The organism is Pseudomonas trutticola BRTCR10 (genome assembly GCF_056155105.1).
Genome location: NZ_CM149552.1, coordinates 2,018,895 through 2,039,416, shown reverse-complemented (window position 1 = coordinate 2,039,416; position 20,522 = coordinate 2,018,895). Strand labels below are relative to the sequence as shown.

Annotated in this window: 17 protein-coding genes; 14 read left to right on the top strand and 3 right to left on the bottom strand. The window is 57.7% G+C overall.

What is annotated here, in order from left to right; all coding sequences use genetic code 11:
* Positions 1–78 precede the first annotated feature (78 nt).
* Positions 79–870 (top strand): hypothetical protein, encoded by a 792-nt coding sequence (locus tag ACVVH8_RS09165; protein WP_103303799.1) that lies wholly within the window; start codon positions 79–81, stop codon positions 868–870.
* A 96-nt stretch (positions 871–966) separates the two neighbouring features.
* On the opposite strand, the gene prmB is transcribed toward ACVVH8_RS09165, so the two are convergent.
* Positions 967–1,875, bottom strand: a complete 909-nt coding sequence (gene prmB, locus ACVVH8_RS09160; RefSeq protein WP_103303798.1) for a 50S ribosomal protein L3 N(5)-glutamine methyltransferase — start codon at positions 1,873–1,875, stop codon at positions 967–969.
* 239 nt (positions 1,876–2,114) lie between these two features.
* Here prmB and ACVVH8_RS09155 point away from each other — a divergent pair, with 239 nt between their 5' ends.
* From ACVVH8_RS09155 to ACVVH8_RS09135, 5 genes are all read left to right on the top strand, one after another.
* Positions 2,115–2,705, top strand: a complete 591-nt coding sequence (locus ACVVH8_RS09155) for a cysteine hydrolase family protein (protein ID WP_053118675.1) — start codon at positions 2,115–2,117, stop codon at positions 2,703–2,705.
* Positions 2,706–2,846: 141 nt separating this feature from the next.
* Positions 2,847–3,167, top strand: coding sequence for a hypothetical protein (locus ACVVH8_RS09150; protein ID WP_096822944.1), 321 nt, complete (start codon positions 2,847–2,849; stop codon positions 3,165–3,167).
* 74 nt (positions 3,168–3,241) lie between these two features.
* Positions 3,242–3,799 carry a Smr/MutS family protein gene (locus ACVVH8_RS09145; protein WP_103303797.1) on the top strand — a complete coding sequence of 186 codons (558 nt, stop codon included), beginning with the start codon at positions 3,242–3,244 and terminating at the stop codon, positions 3,797–3,799.
* A gap of 77 nt (positions 3,800–3,876) precedes the next feature.
* Positions 3,877–4,422, top strand: a complete 546-nt coding sequence (gene folE / locus ACVVH8_RS09140; protein ID WP_003204506.1) for a GTP cyclohydrolase I FolE — start codon at positions 3,877–3,879, stop codon at positions 4,420–4,422.
* Between the two features lie 103 nt (positions 4,423–4,525).
* On the top strand, positions 4,526–4,897 hold the full coding sequence (locus ACVVH8_RS09135) for a glutaredoxin family protein (RefSeq protein WP_213028036.1): 372 nt from the start codon (positions 4,526–4,528) through the stop codon (positions 4,895–4,897).
* Between the two features lie 165 nt (positions 4,898–5,062).
* Here the strand turns inward: ACVVH8_RS09135 and ACVVH8_RS09130 are convergent, their stop codons facing one another.
* Positions 5,063–6,229 (bottom strand): aminotransferase-like domain-containing protein, encoded by a 1,167-nt coding sequence (locus tag ACVVH8_RS09130; protein ID WP_475229600.1) that lies wholly within the window; start codon positions 6,227–6,229, stop codon positions 5,063–5,065.
* 82 nt (positions 6,230–6,311) lie between these two features.
* Between ACVVH8_RS09130 and ACVVH8_RS09125 the strand changes: the two genes are divergently transcribed.
* From ACVVH8_RS09125 to ACVVH8_RS09090, 8 genes are all read left to right on the top strand, one after another.
* Positions 6,312–6,758, top strand: a complete 447-nt coding sequence (locus ACVVH8_RS09125) for a MarR family winged helix-turn-helix transcriptional regulator (protein ID WP_475229597.1) — start codon at positions 6,312–6,314, stop codon at positions 6,756–6,758.
* Positions 6,759–7,073: 315 nt separating this feature from the next.
* Positions 7,074–8,423, top strand: coding sequence for an NCS2 family permease (locus tag ACVVH8_RS09120; protein WP_475229594.1), 1,350 nt, complete (start codon positions 7,074–7,076; stop codon positions 8,421–8,423).
* A gap of 90 nt (positions 8,424–8,513) precedes the next feature.
* Positions 8,514–9,143 carry a LysE family translocator gene (locus ACVVH8_RS09115; RefSeq protein WP_475229591.1) on the top strand — a complete coding sequence of 210 codons (630 nt, stop codon included), beginning with the start codon at positions 8,514–8,516 and terminating at the stop codon, positions 9,141–9,143.
* Positions 9,144–9,612: 469 nt separating this feature from the next.
* Positions 9,613–13,161, top strand: coding sequence for a calcium-binding protein (locus ACVVH8_RS09110; protein ID WP_475229589.1), 3,549 nt, complete (start codon positions 9,613–9,615; stop codon positions 13,159–13,161).
* A gap of 144 nt (positions 13,162–13,305) precedes the next feature.
* Complete coding sequence (locus ACVVH8_RS09105; RefSeq protein WP_475229587.1) at positions 13,306–15,141, top strand: hypothetical protein; 1,836 nt, start codon at positions 13,306–13,308, stop codon at positions 15,139–15,141.
* 183 nt (positions 15,142–15,324) lie between these two features.
* Positions 15,325–17,016, top strand: a complete 1,692-nt coding sequence (locus ACVVH8_RS09100; RefSeq protein ID WP_475229584.1) for a hypothetical protein — start codon at positions 15,325–15,327, stop codon at positions 17,014–17,016.
* A 70-nt stretch (positions 17,017–17,086) separates the two neighbouring features.
* Positions 17,087–18,916 (top strand): hypothetical protein, encoded by a 1,830-nt coding sequence (locus ACVVH8_RS09095; RefSeq protein ID WP_475229582.1) that lies wholly within the window; start codon positions 17,087–17,089, stop codon positions 18,914–18,916.
* 86 nt (positions 18,917–19,002) lie between these two features.
* On the top strand, positions 19,003–19,959 hold the full coding sequence (locus ACVVH8_RS09090) for a hypothetical protein (RefSeq protein WP_475229579.1): 957 nt from the start codon (positions 19,003–19,005) through the stop codon (positions 19,957–19,959).
* A gap of 134 nt (positions 19,960–20,093) precedes the next feature.
* Here the strand turns inward: ACVVH8_RS09090 and uraH are convergent, their stop codons facing one another.
* Entirely contained in the window at positions 20,094–20,447 is a 354-nt protein-coding gene (uraH, locus tag ACVVH8_RS09085; protein ID WP_008080901.1) for a hydroxyisourate hydrolase, read from the bottom strand.
* Positions 20,448–20,522: the final 75 nt, after the last annotated feature.

The following is a 20,522-nucleotide window of genomic DNA, read 5'->3' as shown; positions in this document are numbered from 1 at the left end:
TGAAAGAAGCGGCCGATAAGCCTTTGTCGCCAGCGTATCGGCTGGCGACAAGCAGGGCTTGGACAGGATCTCGCCGTTATGACTGATACCCAGACTTCACCCGACACCACCGCTGAAAAAGACGCACCGCCAGCGGTCGAGCTGCCGTGGGCGGATGTCCACGTCGAGCACCACAAAATGCTCCGCCTGGCTCCGCTGCAGACCGATCGCCACACCGGTGGCCGGCCGCTGCGTTTTGTCGAATTCGGTTACGCCGAGCGCCACAGCAAAGAACACAGCCTGATGCGCATGGCGATCAAATTGCCGAGCCAGCGGGTGCGCAAAGAACAGAACCATCTCGATGTGTGGGCCGATCACACCACCAAACGTGTGCATTTCGGCCCGGACAGCGGCTTGCAGATCGAACCGTTGAACCGTGGCATCGGCCGTTTCGTCGCCGCGCAAGGTATCAACTGGGCGAAGAAGCGCTGGCCGACCTATACCGTCGACGGCATGGACTTGAACAACAAGGACGCGCTGAACGAAGACACCCGTCTGCGCCGCGATCATTTTTTGCGCGTGCATGGGTTTGATGTGGTGTACGCCGATGCCCAGCATTTGAAGGGCAGCATCAAGGACGTGCAGGTCGGTGATCTGCTCGGTGACTGGAACAGCGAGAAGCTGCAGATCGTCGAGATTCTTGAAGCGGCGCAGATGCTCCAGCAGGCTGAACAGAATCTGGCTGAACAGGAAGTGAAGCTGAAGAAGCAGGATGAGAAAGTCAGCAAGTTCAAGCGTGAAGACGCTGGGCTGCGCTTTACCATTACTTGTCTGGTGGCGTTTGCGGTGTTTCAGGCTGGTTTGCTGATCTGGATTGCTACGCACCGGTAACACATTGAGACCGAGGTGTCCCCATCGCGGGCAAGCCACGCTCCCACAGGTTTTGTTGATCGTTCCCACGCTCCGCGTGGGAACGATCAGTATCGGTCAGACGCGGGAAGCGAACAGCGCTTGATGATTGCGGCACTGTTCCGCCGTCAGCATGAACACGCCATGCCCGCCACGCTCGAATTCGAGCCAGGCGAAGTCGACCTCAGGGTACAAGGCGTCAACGTGCACCTGGCTGTTGCCCACCTCAACAATCAACAAACCCTTCTCGGTCAGGTGATCCGCCGCTTCAGCGAGCATCCGCCGCACCAGGTTCAGACCATCGTCACCGCAGGCCAGACCAAGCTCCGGTTCGTGTTGATATTCGTCCGGCATGTCGGCGAAATCTTCCGCATCGACGTAGGGCGGGTTCGACACGATCAGATCGAAACGCTGACCCGGCAGACCATCAAAGCCATCGCCCTGCACGGTGTACACGCGCTCATCGACACCGTGGCGCTCGATGTTCTGATTGGCCACTTCCAGAGCTTCGAATGACAGATCGGCCAGCACCACTTCGGCGTTCTGAAACTCGTAGGCGCAGGCGATACCGATACAGCCTGAGCCGGTGCACAGATCAAGAATTCGCGCAGGCTCGTTGCCAATCCACGGCGCAAAGCGGTTTTCGATCAGCTCGCCAATCGGCGAACGCGGAATCAACACGCGCTCGTCGACGATGAACGACATGCCGCAGAACCACGCTTCGCCCAACAGGTAAGCGGTTGGAATGCGCTCTTCGATGCGGCGCTTGAGCAGGCGTTGCAGGTTGACCAGTTCGTCGTCTTCCAGCGCGCAGTCGAGATAGCTGTCGGCGATTTCCCACGGCAGGTGCAAGGCACCGAGCACCAACTGCCGGGCTTCGTCCCAGGCATTGTCGGTGCCATGGCCGAAAAACAGATCCTCCCCATGGAAGCGGCTGACGGCCCAACGGATGTGGTCGCGCAGGGTACGAAGTCGGGAAGTGATCACGGGGCAAAACTCCAGAAAAAACGACTGGCGATTCTACCAGCCAAAACGCGCCACGACGACGAAGGAAAAATACCGGCGCGACGGTAGGAGTTTTCTGTTTTATGCGACAGCTATTGAACAGAACGTGTAACTTGACAAGGCTGCAGGCCAGTAACGACGGTGCCTACGATGGTAGCGATTCACAGAAGCGCTCAGCCAGAGGACAATGTCGCAAAAGCCCCACCCCAAGGAGCCCCAGAATGTCCGTTCCAAAAACGATGTTTCAACTCAGCGGTCGCGGTTACGCAGCGGCCACGTTGAGCCATGCCACCGTGGTCATCATCGATGCCCAGAAAGAATATCTCAGCGGCCCACTGGCCCTGAGCGGTATGGACGCGGCTGTCGCGAACATCAAACAAGTGGTTGCCGCCGCCCGTGCAGCCGGTCGGCCGATCGTGCATGTGCGTCACCTCGGCACCGTCGGGGGCCTGTTCGACCCGCAGGGTGAACGCGGCGAGTTCATCCCTGGCCTCGAACCGCAGGGCGATGAAACCATCATCGGCAAATTGCTGCCGAGCGCTTTTCATGGCACCGAGCTGCTCGATCGTCTACAGAACCTTGGCTCGCTGGACCTGATCGTCTGCGGCTTCATGAGCCACTCCAGCGTCAGCACCACCGTGCGCGCGGCGAAGAATCTCGGTTTCCGTTGCACTCTGGTTGAAGACGCCTGTGCCACCCGCGACCTGCCGTTCAAGGGCCGCGTGCTCAGCGCCGAACTCGTGCAGGAAGCCGAAATGGCGATCATGGCCGACAACTTTGCCACCCTCGCACTGACTCAAGATCTGATCTGATCCGCTCAGATCACGCTCTGATGAGCGGCTCACAGCGCCGCTCATCCGCAAAGTCCTCTCATTTGCCGCAAATGCCATAGCCTCAGGAACAACCCGGTCAACTCCCGGTCGAAGGGCCGATACCCATTGAGGAAGGTCGGAATGAAGTTATCCGATGGATTTGACGCACGCCGCTTGCGGCCCAAAGGCCAAAGCAACTGGCGTTTTCGTTTCGGCGCGGCGATCGCGGCCATTCTGGCGACGTTCGGCGTGCTGCTGGCACTGGCCGGAGCCGCCAGCCTGCTCGGGCACCCGCCGGCACTCGGCGACTTGAATGCCACGCCAATGGGCTCGGCAATCATCCTGGCAGTCGGTTTGCTGTTTCTGTATTTCGGTGTCGCCCTGTGGCGTCGCTGCCGCCGTCGCGCACGGCAATCGCGGGAACTGAACATGTCCCCGCATCTGATGAAAAAACACGACTGAATCACCGGCCTGGCTTTTTGCCGGGCCGTTTCGTTTCGACTTGGGTAAACTGGCCGCCCTTCGCGGAGGCTGACATGCAAGACGACGATTTTTCCCTGTTCAAAAGTGCGATCCAAGGCGTCAAGCCGATCAAGCACGACCGCGCCGACACCGGCAAACCCAAGGCTGACCGCGCACAGATCGCCAAGCTGCGTCAATCCGCCACCGTGCGCACCGATGCCACCACCGTTGACGGTCTGTCCGATCAGTTCGTGATCGACGTCGGCCCGGAAGACGAGTTGATGTGGGCCCGCGACGGGGTGCAGGAAAGTCAGATGCGCAAGCTCAAGATCGGGCAGATCCCGTTCGAAGGCAGCCTCGATTTGCACGGCATGAGTGTCGAAAAGGCCCGGGAAACGCTTTGGGCTTTTCTCGCTGAAGCGACCAAGTTCGAAATTCGCTGCGTACGCGTCACCCACGGCAAGGCTGTGCGGCTGGACGGCAAGCGGCCGATGATCAAAAGCCACGTTAACACCTGGTTGCGCCAGCACGCGCAGGTACTCGGTTTCTGCTCGTGCCAAGCGAAACATGGTGGTGCGGGGGCGGTTTACGTGATGCTTAAACGCACCATGATGGAAGGTCGCGACGAATAATCGCGTTACGCCGAACTTGCAGGGTCGTGTTCGCCACCGTACCCTTGCCCTTTGCGAAAATCCCCACAGGTAGTTTCATGTCCCTGGAACAGAATTACACCGCGATTCTCGGCCAACTGGGCGAGGACGTCTCCCGCGAGGGCCTGCTCGACACGCCAAAGCGTGCCGCCAAAGCCATGCAGTACCTCTGCCGCGGTTATGAACAGACGCTCGAAGAGGTCACCAACGGTGCCCTGTTCAGCTCCGACAACAGCGAAATGGTGCTGGTCAAGGACATCGAGCTGTACTCGTTGTGCGAACACCACCTGCTGCCGTTCATCGGCAAGGCCCACGTTGCGTATATCCCGAGCGGCAAAGTGCTGGGCCTGTCGAAGGTCGCGCGGATCGTCGACATGTACGCCCGTCGCCTGCAGATTCAGGAAAACCTCAGCCGCCAGATCGCCGACGCGGTTCAGCAGGTTACCGGCGCGCTGGGCGTTGCCGTAGTGATCGAGGCCAAGCACATGTGCATGATGATGCGCGGTGTCGAGAAACAGAATTCGTCGATGATCACCTCGGTGATGCTCGGTGAGTTCCGTGAAAACGCAGCGACTCGCAGCGAGTTCCTCAGCCTCATCAAGTAACTTGCTACAGAAAAAAACCGGCGTTGATCGCCGGTTTTTTTTCGTCTGCGAAAAATCGGGTAAGCTGCGCGCCTTTCTCAATGTGTACCGTGAGGCTTTCAACGTGTTCGTAAAAGCGCTTCGTGTCGGCCTTGGCCAACTGATCATTTTCGTCGACTTCATCACCCGTCCCGGTAAGAAAAACCGCCCCGCCGCTGCTCAGGCTCAAGTAGACGCTGCGGCAAAGGATCTGACCCTTTATCAGTTCCACGCCTGCCCGTTCTGCGTGAAAACCCGCCGGACCCTGCGTCGTTTGAATGTGCCAGTGGCGCTGAAGGATGCGAAGAACAATGAGCAGGATCGTCAGACCCTGCTGGAACAGGGCGGCCGGATCAAGGTGCCTTGCCTGCGTATTGAAGAGAATGGGCAGACGACCTGGATGTATGAGTCCAAGGTGATCATTGAGTATCTGGATAAGCGGTTCGCGGCGGTCTGATGTTGATGTTGTGTTGCTGATGCCCCCATCGCTGGCAAGCCAGCTCCCACTGTGATCTGTGGCGTTCACAAAACCTGTGGGAGCTGGCTTGCCAGCGATGGAGCCCGCACAGGCTCTGCAAATCCCAGACAAAAATAAACCGGCCCTTGAGCCGGTTTATTTTTTTCAGGCCGCCTCGGCCGCCTGCGCCTGGCGCACCACCGCCGCCAGTCGTTTGAGCCCCTCATCCAGTCGCGCCGGGTCGATATGGCTGAAATTCAAACGCAGATGCCCGAGGTTTTTATCCGGATCGGGAAAGAACGGCTCGCCCGGCATGAACGCCACATCATTGGCCAACGCTTCGTTGAGCAATGTCCGCGTATCCAGCGGCTGCTTCAACGTCAGCCAGAAAAACAGCCCACCCTGCGGCACATTCCAATCGGCCAGATCGGCAAAATGCGTTTCCAATGCCGCCTGAAACCCGTCGCGCCGCTCACGGTAGAAACCGCGCAATTGACTCAAATGCTGCTGATATTTCTCACCGCCAATCCACTGTAAGGCCTGCCACTGACCGATGCGATTGGTGTGCAGATCCGCTGATTGCTTGAGCTTTAGCAGGTGCGGAAACAGGTCAGGGCTGGCAATCAGGTAACCGACACGCAAACCGGGCAGCAAGGTTTTCGAGACCGTACCGGTGTAGATCCAGCTGGATTTTTTCAGGCGCCCGGCAATCGGTTTGGCGCTGCCGCCGTCGAAAGTCAGTTCGCGGTAGGGCTCGTCTTCGATCAGGGTCACGCCGAACTCGTCGAGCAATGCTGCAACGGCGGCGCGTTTGGCTTCGCTGTAGCGCACAGCTGACGGGTTCTGGAAGGTCGGAATCAGGTAGATGAACGCCGGGCGATGCTGCTCCAGACGACTGCGCAATTGCGCCAGGTTCGGGCCATCGGACTCTTGCGGCACGGTCAGGCAATCAGCACCGAACAGCTGGAAAATCTGCAGCGCGGCGAGATAGGTCGGCGCTTCGAGGAGGATTTCCGTGCCTTGGTCGATGTACAACTTGGCCGCCAGATCGAGGGTCTGCTGCGAACCGCTGACCACCAGCACCTGACTCGCCTGACAGTCCAGCCCAAGCGCCCTCGCCTGCGCTGCCAGCGCCTCGCGCAATGCCGGTTCGCCCTCACTCATGCCGTACTGACCGAGGGACAGCGGCATGTCGGCCCATTCGACTTTCGGCAGCATGACCTCAGCGGGCAGACCGCCAGCGAATGACATCACCTCCGGACGCTGGGCCGCGGCGAGGATTTCACGGATCAAAGAACTTTTAAGGCGCGAGACACGTTCGGAAAAAGCCATGGCGGTCACCGGTAGCGAGGCGAATGAGAAATAAGTCAAACTGGTTGACTTAAATTACGACAACTTGAGCGAGTACGTCAACATGCTTGACCTTAAAAGTCCCAGTAGTCAGCAACAGGCCATGGAAGCGTTTTTCTTCGGCTATCAGGCCTTCACCGCCAAGGCTGATGAAATGCTTGAGCGCCGCGGCTTGTCACGAGTGCATCAGCGGATCGTGTTTTTCATCGCCCGTTATCCGAATTTGAGCGTCAAGGAGTTGCTGGCTTTGCTCGGGGTGAGCAAGCAAGCGCTGAACATGCCGCTGCGCCAGTTGCAGGAAATGCATCTGGTCGACAGCGTGGCATCGCAGGCTGACAAGCGTAAGCGCCTGCTGGAATTAACGGCCGAAGGAGCGAAGTTTGAACAGGCGTTGCGGCGTGAGCAGGTGAAGTTGCTGGAGCGGGTATTTACCGAGGCTGGGGAGGCGGCGGTGAATGGCTGGCTGGCGGTGAATCTGGCGCTGGGGAACAGTCAGACGGTTCTCGACTGATTGATCTGGCCTCATCGCTGGCAAGTCAGTTCCCACAATGGTTGGCGATGCAATCAGATGTGCAGAACGACTCAAATTTGTGGGAGCTGGCTTGCCAGCGATGAGGCCCTCGAAGGCGATATATCCCTATCGACGGACCTTTCGTAAACAAAACCAAAAACAATATTTGCTTTATTTGTACACAAAAGCATAATCCACAGCGTGCGAGTTCCTGACCGCATGGTCAACAAATTCGCGTATGCCTCAAAGGGCCGCTGCCACCCCTCATGGGTCCGGCCCTGGAAATAACAATAAAACTCTTGAGGAGTACTCGCTGTGGAAAGCCGCAAATCCGAAGCATCGACGCTGGACCTCTCGCCGCCGTTACGCAATGGCCTGCTGGAGCGCATCTTCAAACTCAGCTTGCATGGCACCACGGTGAAGACCGAGCTGATTGCCGGTCTGACAACCTTCATCACCATGGCCTACATCATCTTCGTCAACCCGAACATCATGGCCGATGCCGGGATTGACCACGGTGCGGCCTTCGTCGCCACCTGTATCGCCGCCGCGCTGGGCTGCCTGTTGATGGGCCTGTACGCCAACTGGCCGGTGGGTCTGGCACCGGGCATGGGCCTCAACGCGTTCTTTACTTACACCGTGGTCGGCACCATGGGCTATAACTGGGAAACCGCGCTCGGTGCGGTGTTCGTTTCCGGTGTGTTGTTCATGATCCTGACCTTCTCGCGGATTCGCGAATGGTTGCTCAACAGTATTCCGGTCAGTCTGCGCTTCGCGATGGGTGCCGGTGTCGGCCTGTTCCTCGGACTGATCGGCCTGAAAACCGCCGGCATTGTCGTCGACAGCCCGGCCACGCTGATCAAACTCGGCTCTCTACGCGAACCCGGCCCACTGCTCGCCGCGATCTGCTTCCTGATGATCGCAATCCTCAGCTACCACAAGGTGTTCGGCGCGATCCTCATCAGCATCATCACCGTGACCCTCGCCGGTTGGGGCCTGGGCATCGTGCATTACGAAGGGATCATGTCGACCCCGCCTAGTCTGGCGCCGACCTTCATGGCCATGAACGTGGCCGGTGTATTCAACGTCAGCATGATCAGCGTGGTGCTGGCCTTCCTCTTTGTGCACATGTTCGACACCGCCGGGACCCTGATGGGCGTGGCCCAGCGCGCCAATCTGGTCAACGCTGACGGCCGTATCGAAAACCTGTCCCGCGCGATGAAAGCCGACAGCGCATCCAGCGTATTCGGCGCGGTGGTGGGCGTTCCGCCAGTAACCAGCTATGTGGAAAGTGCTGCCGGCGTGGCCGCTGGTGGTCGGACTGGTCTTACCGCAGTCACCGTAGGTGTGCTATTTATAGCGGCAATGTTTTTCGCACCGCTGGCCGGCATGATTCCGGCTTACGCCACCGCCGGTGCATTGATCTACGTTGCGATGCTGATGATGGGCGGCATGGCCCATATCGAATGGGATGAAGCCACCGACGCCATTCCGGCCATCGTCACCGCAATCATGATGCCGCTGACCTTCTCGGTCGCCGACGGCATCGCGCTGGGCTTCATTACTTACGTGGCGCTGAAAGCCGGCACCGGTAAGTACAAAGAGATTTCCGTGAGCTTGTGGGTGCTCTGCGCGATCTTCATCGCCAAGTTCATCTTCCTGTAAGCGCTACGCGGTTCCGCTTCAAATCAGCCTCACCCTCGCGGGTGGGGCTTTTGCGCACTCGTAATACCCACAAAAAGAAGGAGCAAAGTGATGAGTCTGGAAACCTGGCTGCTGTTCAGCGGCGCTGCACTGGTGGTGATCCTCATTCCGGGGCCACTGTCATTGCTGATGATCAGCAACAGTCTGAATTACGGTCTGCGTCGTTCATACCCGGCGTTTCTCGGCGGTGTCTTTGCCTCGATCTGTTTGCTCAGCGCCTCCGCGCTGGGTCTGGGCGCCCTGCTCCTCGCCTCGGAAAAACTCTTCAGCGCGCTGAAAATTGTCGGTGCGCTCTATCTGTTCTACCTCGCCTGGCAGAGCTGGCAGCAATCGCGTCAGCCCTCCACAGGCGCTGAAGTGCCGCAAGCAGCGCCGGTACCGCGTTTCCGCGCGCTGTTTGGCCGTGCTTTTGTGCTTGGCGCGAGCAATCCGAAGGACATCCTGTTCTTCGCTGCATTCCTGCCGCAATTCCTTAGCGCCGAACAACCCTTACTGCCGCAACTGTTGGTGATGATCGCGACCTGGACCGTGCTGGACCTGCTATGCAAACTCGCCTACGGCCTCGGCGCCCATGGTGCAGCGCGCTATCTGCGCAGCGGTAAAGGCCAGAGCTGGTTCAATCGCATCAGTGCCGGATTGTTCGGGGGAGCGGGAGCCGCTTCTTTGATTAGCAGCCACTGACAAGTTACGGCAAACTTACTGATGATGTTGTTAAATAGCCATTCTGATTGCAAAACAATTGCAGCCGGCATGGCTATTTTTATCACTCCGTACACTTTGGCGAACAGTGGCGCTTGGCGACTACCAGGAACACTTCGAAAAACCTTATTATAAGTCACCAGCGCAACAAAACTTTGTGCAGTGATATGTTGCCCAAGCCACGAATACAAGCAACAACATCCACCCCTCCGCTTCGCAATACGGTCTCTTACCCGATCGAGACCAGGAAACAAAGGCAAAACTCGCAGCCTGGCCTTGTCACGGCAAGAGAACCCTGAAACTTATCTCACACCTTATTGTTACTTCCACTTACCGATTGATTCTTACAAATGCAATACATCGCAACAACCCGGCGATATACACCAGTCAAAAATCAACAGTAGTATAGCCACGCCACTCAATATATATTTCGCCGAACAAGGATGTTCAAATGGCCACTCTTATACAAGAGCCTGAAATACAGCACGACTCCGTTGTCATTAACGATATTGGCCCTCAGCCTGCCAATGCGCGCACGGAGTCCACTCTCGATCTGAAAACAGCGAGAAATAACGCTACCGATACATCAAGTAAAACCTACACCAGCCAACTGAATCTCAACGACAAGCTTTTCGGGCCACTTGAAATTGGCCAGGTTTCGGTGACTCGGGTAGCTCTCGATGCGCTGGGTGCAAGAATCGACGGCCAGCCCCTGAACGGTGACAACACCTTCTTTCGAGTACCCAAGCGCTCTTTCGTCAATTCTTTGCAATTCAGTTTGACCGACATCGAAACCCATATGAAAGCGGCCAGTGGCAGAGACAGTTATCTGCTGCCAAATCTGCTGTTCGACATCGCCAGTCGGCGACCATTAACGTCTCCGCGCATGATCAGGGAGAATCTTCAAGCCACGGAAGATGCGGCCAGCCTGCGCGGAAAACTCGAGAAGCTGTTGAATGCAGCGCACAAGCTGGATTTGCGTCACGCCTCCTTGCCAAAAAACACCCCGGTCTGGGTTCAGAAGGTAAAAAGCTATTCCGCACTCGGCTCCAGTGTAGGGATTCAGAGCTTCGGGATATTCATGGGCATACGGGGCGTATACGAGGCTATCAAAGCCGATAACGTCCATGAAGCGGTTATCAATGGCACGGGGATAGTAAGCGAAGTCGGCTCCATTGCTGTTGACGTGACCGTTACGCATGAGGCCTCGCGCATGATCAAGGCCGGGCAACATGCTTTCAAGGATTTCGCCAAGACCCGATTCGCCGTCAGGCTGAGCCGTTCCGGAGGTCTGATCGGGGGAGCGCTGACGTTGCCGTTCGATATCTTCACGGCGATCAGATCCTTCACCGCAGCTGAAAACACCACTGGCAAGCAAGCCCTGGATCACTACGTCAGTGGTGCTCTGAGCATCACCAGTGCCGCCATGACCGTGATCCTTGGCGCCGCAGCAATGGCCGGTTTCTCCTCCGCTGGCCCGGTGGGTCTTATAGCGGGGGTCATGCTGGCAATCGGGTCTCAGGTGTATGGCGCGGTACGTGCGGTGGATGACATCGATGATTACATCGAACTCTCCATTGCCGAGCGTTGGGAGACCGGATTTCTCGCGTTCTGCCTGCAAGGACCAGCGACCGACGTTCAGAATCGGTTTCTGCTCGCCAAAGCCAAAATCGATCACGGCAAGCAATTGAAGGAAACGGCGAAAAAATTGCTGGAGGGGCAATTGAAGGACACCACCGAGGCCATTGTAAATGGCAGCTTCGATGTGGAACTGGAGACAACACCCATCCAGAAGCAGAATTGGTGGACCAAGGAATGGCACTGGGACAGCGTTTCTTCACCAAAGATAAAAGACGGAAACGACACCATTGACGCCCGCGAAGGCGTAACGGACAAGACCCCCGGCGCAGAAATAGGCACCGCGGGAGAAAACAAAGGTGTCGTGTGGTTCATGGGCGGCGGTGATGACGCCATACAAGGGGTGGAAAAAAAACCGAACGCTTTCTATTTCAATGCGGGGAAAAAACAACTGACCGGCGGCGAGAAGGACGACCACTTCGTATTCCAGGGTGCAGTTGTCAGCGATCCGGAAGAGGAACTGGCTGATCGCTGGACATTACGGGGTGGTGCGGGCAACGATTCGCTGATTCTGGGCAAGGTTGAACAGAAAAACCGTCATTGGTACAAACCTGTGGCCCGCTACAACATTGATTTAGCCGCCGGCACGATCGAAGCAATCGTTTTGGATCGAGCCACCGGAAAAGAGTTGAAGCGTAGTGCGCACAGTACCCTCGAGAGCATCGAGAATGTCGAAACCGTCGCCGGTACATCCAGCACAGTGACCGGGACCGATGAGCGCAATGTCATCAAGGCGCGAGGCAACGACATCATCCGGGCGGGGGCTGGCAACGATCAGATTCATTTGCTGCAAGCGGGTGCGTCAGCCTGGGGCGCAGCCGGTGTGGATGAATATTTTATTGACAAAGTACCGGGCACACTTTCTATCTTCGAAGACGGAGAAGAGGACAGTGTGATTGTGCTGAATTTCAGAATGGAGTTGATCGACCACTTTATCGTGATGGAGGACGGCTCACTGATATTGATGCTAAACGCTGACAGCTATGAGAAAACCAAGTTAGTCATTGCGAACGTCTACGAACAAAAAGACGGCGAACTTCGTATAAAAAACAAAAAAATAACTTTTTTTACCAAGGACCAATTCTACCTCGTGCCTGACTTTCCTGAGTCGGTACACAGACTTGGATATGTGACTCTGGAAGCGACTATCTTAAAGCATGGCACTCCTTTACAACCGATCTTCGTCTATTCCGGCGTTTGCAAAATCAAACACAAAAACTATGCGACTTATTACATCCCGCGCAATGAACACCCTGTTTTCTTTGAATCAATCAAACGCACAGAGGAAAGTATAAAAATCTATCTGGACTACGCCAGCAACGAAATTACCAACGTAGAGCTCGCTTGCGGAATGGGGGTCAAGACCAACTGCCTTCATGGCTTGACCAATCTGACCTATCACTTCGGCGAAAAAAAGCTGACGTTCTCTACGTTTTCGAGTTTTGACGTTGCTTTGTACGGCACCGACAAGATGGAACGCTTCCTCGAAGTACTTGCCGAGGGCGTCCAGCAGAAGTACGTGCTCGTATTCAATGATGGCTTGATGACCAGTCCCCGAATCGCAAAAATCATACCGCCCACTAAGGATGACTACTCTACGGACGGCTATGCGCGATGGAAACTCCTGCAACCTTTCCCGTCAAACTACCGTGCGAGCTGGCCGCCTCTCGATCTGCCCGAAAACGAGGCTTACACATTAAGTTCCCGGGGTGCCTGCATCAATTTCTCCCCCCTTTCCGAGCAAACCGCGTTGGAATGTCTGGAAGGTCAAGGCGGGACCTACATTCTTCACCTCGCTGCCAACATGAACCTCAAAATCGCGACACCAGGTGGTTTGGCCAGTGCGAGTGTCAGATTGCCGCATTCGTCCACCTGGGAACTGGATGCCACAGCGTTGGGCAATGTCGAGATCAAACTTGAAAACAACAAACTCCGTATCGGCACTTGCACAATCCATCTTCCGGAATACGGCAGTGAAGACATAATCGACACCGTGCATGTCATTGTCGAAAACGGGATCATTAAAACGGTCGACCTGTCATTCGACCTGATTACCATCACAGGCGTCGACGCTCGATACTTCGTTGAACCACCAGGACCTTCCGTGGCGCTCTCGGGAGTTTATTCTCAAGTGGCTGAACTGGAACTGCCGGTGAGAAATGCCACCCTCAAAAATTACCCGACCTTTGAACTGAGCTACAGCTTTCCAAAACGACGTTGGGCCACCAAGCCCTATATAACCAACATCATTAACAGATCACATCTCGATATTTCCGGCCGGTGTAATCATCAGCTACCCAAACCACAACTGACACCGCTTCAAGAATCAATAATCGCCTTTGATTCGGTGCCTGTCTCTTAACCCGCTCGACTTACAACTGTGTAAATCCAGCGCACTCTGACAAACCAACAGCTTTTCAACTTTCCCAGCCCCGACCCTGTCGGGGCTGCACTCAAGTGCGCGTCAAAAATGTGATGAAACGTTCATCAAATGGAGTATCCGTTCATGGCCAAATCGCCCAAAAAAATTCCGAAATCTTCCGCAGGCGACGCGTCGACGCCCACCACCCGAACTGGCGTTGATCTTCCCTCCGGTCACCGATTCCCGGATCTGCATCTGCCTGACGGTGACCCGACACCAGGCCATTCAGCGCGTCAGTCACAGATCCCGGTGGTTGAACAGCCTAACGTTATCGTGAGCAATCTGCCCGGTCACAGCATTGATACCTATGGATTCGCCCGCAGTGAAATTGCCTGGCCACAAAGTCGCTACAACGAATTGGTCGCTCTGGGAGCAGAGACCGGACTGTTCAGAGGACCAGACCTGCGCACCTATGCGGAAATAGGCAACGAAGGCCGCTTTCTGGTTGAGCTCAATGAACGCGGTGTTTACCACGTGCCTCTGTCCTTTGCACCCGGAGTGCCCGGCCCGATTTTGACCAAAGTTGAAGGTCAGCCACGCTGGCGCATCGAGCGGCCGGGCTGGCAATCGTCGCCGACAGCAGCGGTTTCCATAACGCCAAAACCGCCGACCTACTTAGCCCCTCATTTGGCAGCGGCATTGACCAAGGCCGACCTGTCATCCGACGGAGTCCGCTACGACAAGCACAAGAAAACCTATGTCGACACGGCAGACGGCACGGTAATGGTGCGCAAGAACAGCGATGGCGCCTACCGCGAGACGTCCGCCAGCGAACTCTCTCCTTCCGGCCCCGAACTTGAAGCCGTTGCCGGAACGAAACTCTGGCGACGCAAGGCCCTGGACACTGCCGAACCCACTCGCACCGCTGACGAACCGACGCCTGGCCCGAGCAAGCGTGCACGGCTTGACGACCCGCAAGAACCTGAGGCTCCGACAGCCGCAAACAGCGCCATCATGGCTGAGCAAACGCCTTACTTCTGGTTGCCATGGGGCCATCTGCATCAGCCCACCACTGGCGAATCCATCCAGCTCGGCTGGCTGCACTATTCAATCGTACCTGTCGGGTCCGCACCCCATCGCCTGCCCAAGGTGTACTACTTGCAGCACCCGGAATTTGCGCCCACACACTTCGCTGGCTTTGAGCGGATGCTGCAAACGGCCCCGGAACTCCAGCCGGTCGCCACTTTCCGCATCGGCACCGAGCCGGGAGAAGTTCGCCCCGGCAAGCGCCTTTTCGAGAAGCCGTTGACCCAGTCCGTCGCCGAGACCTTTATCGACTTCTCCGATTTCACGGCAAGAGCCGTCGCCCGCCGACTGTTCGAACTGTCGGATGATTCACCCACCGTCACCGGCACCGGACTGAGCAACATTCAGAATGTCTTGAGTCAATGGAACCAGAAGCCCTTCCCCACAACACCGGCGTTTGCCGACCCGCTGAACATGCTGCCGGTGGCGAACTCCATCGAGGTCTCGGGAAAAAAAGTCATTCCGTTGCACCCGCAGGTCGAAGGCGATCTGCAGCGACTGATGTTTGACCCGCAGCATTTTCCATTCGAATGGAAGAACTACAAGAAGGAGCCGACCGATCTGAACCTCAGGCGTCTGGTCGGCGCCTTGCTGATTCGCAGCAGCTATGACGTTTTTCCCCTGACCCACGACCATCGCAAGCCGACGCTGGTCTTCAGGCGGAGCAATCATGACGAGGTGTTTTTTCTGAAACTGGGCACGGTCGAGCATATCGGTCTGTCCCATACGCCTGGCAACGAGCTGGCTGATCCGGGTTTATCTGCCCGAATCGGCAGCGAGGCCTATACCGCCCTGAGCACCGCTGCGGTAAAAGGCAAGGTTGTCTGGCTGATTGGCGGGGTGATGAAAGTCGAATCGAACCCGGAGGCGGTCTTTATCCTCAGAGAGCGCTGACAGCCACAGTTGCCCTCGCCGCTCTGTCGGCGAGGGCAGCCTCTGCCTTGGCGCATCAAGGCGTTCACTTCGTAACGACTTGCATCATTTGCCGTCAGTGCAAGACATATATACCGCACGCCACCTCCCCCGATTCCCCAGCATTAGCCCTTTGAAGAACCCGTACTTCACAGGAGCATCGCAATGGCGAAATCGCCCAAGAAAATTCCGCTTTCACCTCAGCCCGATAACACTGCGAACCCCACCCGACCCGTGACCGAGCCACCGGGTGGCAGCCACGGCGATACCCGGCACTCGGTGCCGGCGCTGACCGGCACCGAGCCGACACCCGGGACCTCGACAGGAAGCGGGGCCGACGTACCCGGCCGGCACTCGAGCGTCATCATCAGCCAGATGCCTGAACCCGAACCTCACGTGCCTGCACGGCGGGCGTCTGCAGAGGGCGACCCACGCCATCCGGACGCCAGCCAGGCGACACCTGCCATCGACTCAGCCATCGGAACGGATCTGCGTCCCGCCACGTTCATCGATCCGGCACTGGCAGCTCTGCTGACCAGTGCCGACAGCTCGGCGGAGGGGATCCGTTACGACAAGCACAAAAAAACCTATGTCGATCTGGAGCACGGCACGGTGATGGTACGCAAACACCCGGATGGCAGTTATCAGCAAACCCATCCCGGCGAATTGAGCCCGACCGGCGAACGGGTCGAACAGATTCCGGGGTCGAAACGCTGGCGCCAGGTAGCGCCGAACCGTTCGCCTGTGGACGCTGATCCGGTGCTCGTCGAGGCGAATGAACCTACGCCAGGTCCCAGCAAACGACCACGTCTGGACGAGCAAACCAGCGCGGCAGAAGAAGCCGGGATACTCGTGGAAAGTCTTCTGTCCCGGCAACCGGATGCACTGGATCTGTCGGCCGGGCAATGGCGCAACTGGGGCAAAAACACCCCTCCGGAATCGGGCGCCTCCATCGAAATAGAGGGTGCACATTACCCAATCGTGGATCAAGGCATCCACCCCGTTACGGGCCTGGTCTATTTGCAACACCCAGGCTTTGCGCCCGGGCGCTACGACGCGTTTGAACAGATGCTTCGCCTTGAGCCCTCGCGCCAGCCGAAATGGGCGCTACACCGCGATGGCCAATGGAGGGTGCTGGAGAACCATTTCCCGTTTGAAATGCCTCTCAAGCAGTACGTCGCCAATTCGTTCAAATACCTCTCCGATCACTCGCAGAGCAACCTGGCGCGCGCCGTGTTCGACCAGAGTCACCCCTTGGGCACGGTGACCGGGCATGGCCTTTCGGTGATGACCCTGACCTTTCGCCACTGGATGGATCGCATCAACAACGAAGCGCCTATGCGCGGGCTCATGGATCCGCTGCTGATGCTACCGCCCCTGCCTGTTCAGCCGTTCACCATGGTGCCGGGAGGCGTGCTTTCTTTGCCCGCGCCCTCTCCCCGTTTTTTGCAGCGAATCGACTTTGACCCGCAACAGTTCCCTCTCGAATGGGGCACCTACGCAGCGGCCCCGACGGGTGCCAGCCTGCGCACGTTATTCAGCACAGTCCTGCGGCAGAACGGTTACGTCATCAATACGACCCCGCGGGCGATGAGCGAAGGCGCCTTGCTGTTTCACCGCGAAGGCGTCGCCGCGATATTCGTCCTGAAACTGCCACGCGTCACTGGCAGCACGATTGCCCGTTACAGCGTGCCCGGCGCGGAAATGTCCAGCCCGGCCTTCCTGGCAAAACTCAGCCACGTGTCCCGACAGACATTGACCACCCATCTGGCGCAGAACCAGATCGTATACCTGGTGGGCGGCACGCAAGAGATCGCCCCGGGCAAACCGACGCTGTTCATGGTGAGAGAGGGATGACCGTAGACCGAGCGTCCACTGCCTCACTCGCCCACTGCGCTGCAGCAGTCCAATTGAAGAGAAAACCTGTATGGCCAAACCACCGAAAAAAATTCCTATCACCTCTGCACCCGACACGTCTGTGGAGGTTACCCGAATCGTTACTCATGAGCCTGCCGGGCATCTTCCGCATACCGGCGGTTCCGACCCGATAGGTTCGATCATTCGCGCCCCTCACTCTGACGCCGGGAATCCTTCGCCAAACGCAAACCAGCAGCCGCCAGGGGTCACCATCAGCAATTTGCCCGAGACTGTCGCCGCGTTGCTGGAAGCCAATATGCGCGCAATCACCTGGCCGGCCAAAAACGCTCACTTGTTGCGCGCAATCAGCAATCCCCGCGGGTTGTACGAAAGCCCGGACGGCGATACCTATGCCCACATCGCCGACGAAGGCTACTTTCGCGTCGACCGTCAAGCCGATGGCCGCTACCGCATGCACTGGCCAGAGGGCCTCGGCGAAGCGGGTCCGCTGCTCACGCAAGTCGAGGGCCAAGCCTACTGGCGCCCCGCGCCATCCGCTCGGCCCGTGCCCGCGGCGGTGAGTGTCGAGACAGCGGCAAATCCTTCGCCGCCACGCCCTTTGCCCGCCGATCAGGCGGCCTGGCTGACCAACGCGCAAACCACTTGGGACGGCATGCGCTATGACAAACGCAAAGCCACCTATGTCGACATGGAAGACGGCACAACCTTTATGGTGCGCAAACATCCGGAGGGCGGCTATCAGCAAGCCTCCGCCCATGAGCGCAACTCGCTCGGCGCGCGGGTCGAGCAGATTCCAGGAAGCAAACGCTGGCGAACCCGACCGGACGACGAGCAGTTGCCGGGGCCCAGCAAACGTGCGCGCCTGTCCGCCCCTCAACAACCCACGCTGGCACGTCCGTCGTCCGGCCTTACACCTGATGCACAGCCCTCGACCGGAGCCTGGAGAAGCTGGGGCAAAACCAGCAAACCGGAGTGGAATGACTCTATCGAAATAGACGGTCTGTACTATGTGATCGTGCCGCAGCGGATGCAGGCCGATACGCTGCTCGTCTATCTGGAAAACCCGCTCTTCACCCCTGGCCGATACGACGCCTTCGAGCAAATGTTGCAGACCGACCTGTCTCTGCAACCAAAATGGGCGGTTAAGACCAATGATGCCTGGGCAATCGTGGAGCAACGCCCGTTTGAGGGATCGCTGACCGGGTATGTCGGTAAAACCTTTCTGGATTTGTCGCAGCAGTCGTCGAATGCTATCGCCAGAACCGTGTTCAATCAGGCGAATCAATCCGAAGTCATCAACGGTGATGGCCTGCGCATTGTCTTCGACACGCTGTATCACTGGGAAAACAGAACCACCTCGACCGCACCGAGGCCTGAACTGGCCGACCCATTGTTGCTGCTGCCCATCCTGCCGGCACAGCCCAGCGTCGATCTGCTGGGGCACAACCTTGTGCTCCCGCTGCCGTCCGGCGAAGCCTTCCAGCGACTCGATTTCGATACCAGCCGATTTCACCAGCAATGGCGCGACGCGCTGGACACGCCGGGCGCCAGTTTGCGCGCGATGTTCAGCGACCTCCTCGAACACAGCGGTTATACGGTCGATCGCACCAGCCGCATGTTCAGCGAGGACGCATTGATCTTCAAGCGGGAAAACCTGGATGCCGTATTCGTCCTCAGATTTCGCCCCAGTGCGGCCGACGGCACCCTTTATCGAGCGGTGGATCCGGCTTCGGAACTGAACGGCGAAGGGTTCAGGAAAAGGCTCGAGACCTCGAAATGGCGGCAGATGCTCGAGCCCGGCAAGGTCGTCTATCTGGTCGGCGGTACGCAGCCAGTCTCTGCACAACAGACGTTGCTCTTCATTGTGAGAGAGGGCTGACGTTCAGCGGCAGGCACACCTGTTTCAGGCGCACTGCGACGTGCAGTGCGTAACCCGGACCAATCACGAATATCGAGCGAAAAAGAATGGCCAAAACACAGAAAAAACTCCCTGGCACCGTTTCACCTGACTCGTCCACGCCCCCTGCGCGGCCTGTGACTGAGACGCTTGACGGCACTCACAGAATTGCCGGCAGCACTGACTCCGTCTTTCCCGCAGCAGATCAGCCCTTTGCACGCGTTCGCGAAAGTACAGACGAAAACAACCCGGTCTCGGCGGTTTCCGTCAGCAATAGGCCCCCAACGTCGTGGCCAACGCCGGATAACGCTCGGCGATCGATTACCTGGCCGGCGGATCAAGTGCATCTGTTGCGGGCACTGACGACCGATAGCGATCTGTTCATCAGTCCGGATGGCAAGACGTATGCCTATATCGAAAACGAGGGCCATTTTCTGGTTGAACGCCAACAGGATGGCCGCTATCAAGTGCCTTTCGACTTCACACCGGACTTGCCCGGACCTTTTTTGCATAAGATCAGCGGTCAGTCATCGTGGCGCTTTGAACTGCCGGCCTGGCTTTCGGCGGACTCGCCAGCAAGCCTTTCTCCTGCGGCCATCACCGCGCGCGCATCCGCGAAAACACCCAGCGCTCTCGCGCCTCATCTCGCCGCGCGGCTATCAGACCCGGCGGCGTCAGCGCAGGGTATCCGCTATGACAAGCACCGCAAAACCTATGTCGATACGGCTGAAGGCACCGTCATGGTCGGCAAAAACGCCGAGGGTGAGTATCAGCAGACTTTTGCCAGCGAACTGAAACCTTCCGGCGAACGGGTTGAACAGATTCCCGGAACAAATCGCTGGCGCCGCAAAGTAGCGGACGCCACAAGCGCTGCCGAGCATACGCCGACGAATAATCGACGACTGGCCGAGGAATCGCAGGCAGACGAGTCAGGCCCAGGCAAGCGCCCGCGTCTCGCCGGCGAAAGCGAGACCTTATCGGATCATCATCCGGATACGTTCAGCGGTGATCGCCCAGCCACATAAATCTCACGAAAATCCAATAGAGAGTCACCCCGGCCCCCATTCAACAGACGAAAAAAAGCCCGCAGTGTGAGCGGGCGAAAGACCAAAGAAGCTATATGCGCAGTCGCTTCCCGGTGGGGGCAGCTGCTTGGGGGTCAGCTGCCCCGATACGTGGAATAGCTGTAAGGCGAGATCAGCAATGGCACGTGGTAGTGATCCTGTTCGGCAGAGATGCCGAAACGCAGCACCACCACGTCCAGAAACGCCGGTTCCGGCAGTTGCACGCCACGGGCGCGGTAGTAATCGCCCGCATGGAACTGAACCTGATAAACGCCGGTACGATAGTCATCACCTTGCAGCAGCGGTGCATCGACCCGGCCATCGCTGTTGGTCACGGCACTGGCGACCAATTCCAGTTGCGAACCTTCAACGCGGTACAGCTCGACCTTGATCGAACTGCCCGGGCAACCGTGTGCAGCGTCCAAAACGTGTGTAGTCAAACGTCCCATTGATTCTGCGCGCCTGGCCGCAAAGAGCAGTCAGACCTCGCGCCTCCCGAAGTCAGATAAAAAGGAGACCGCACC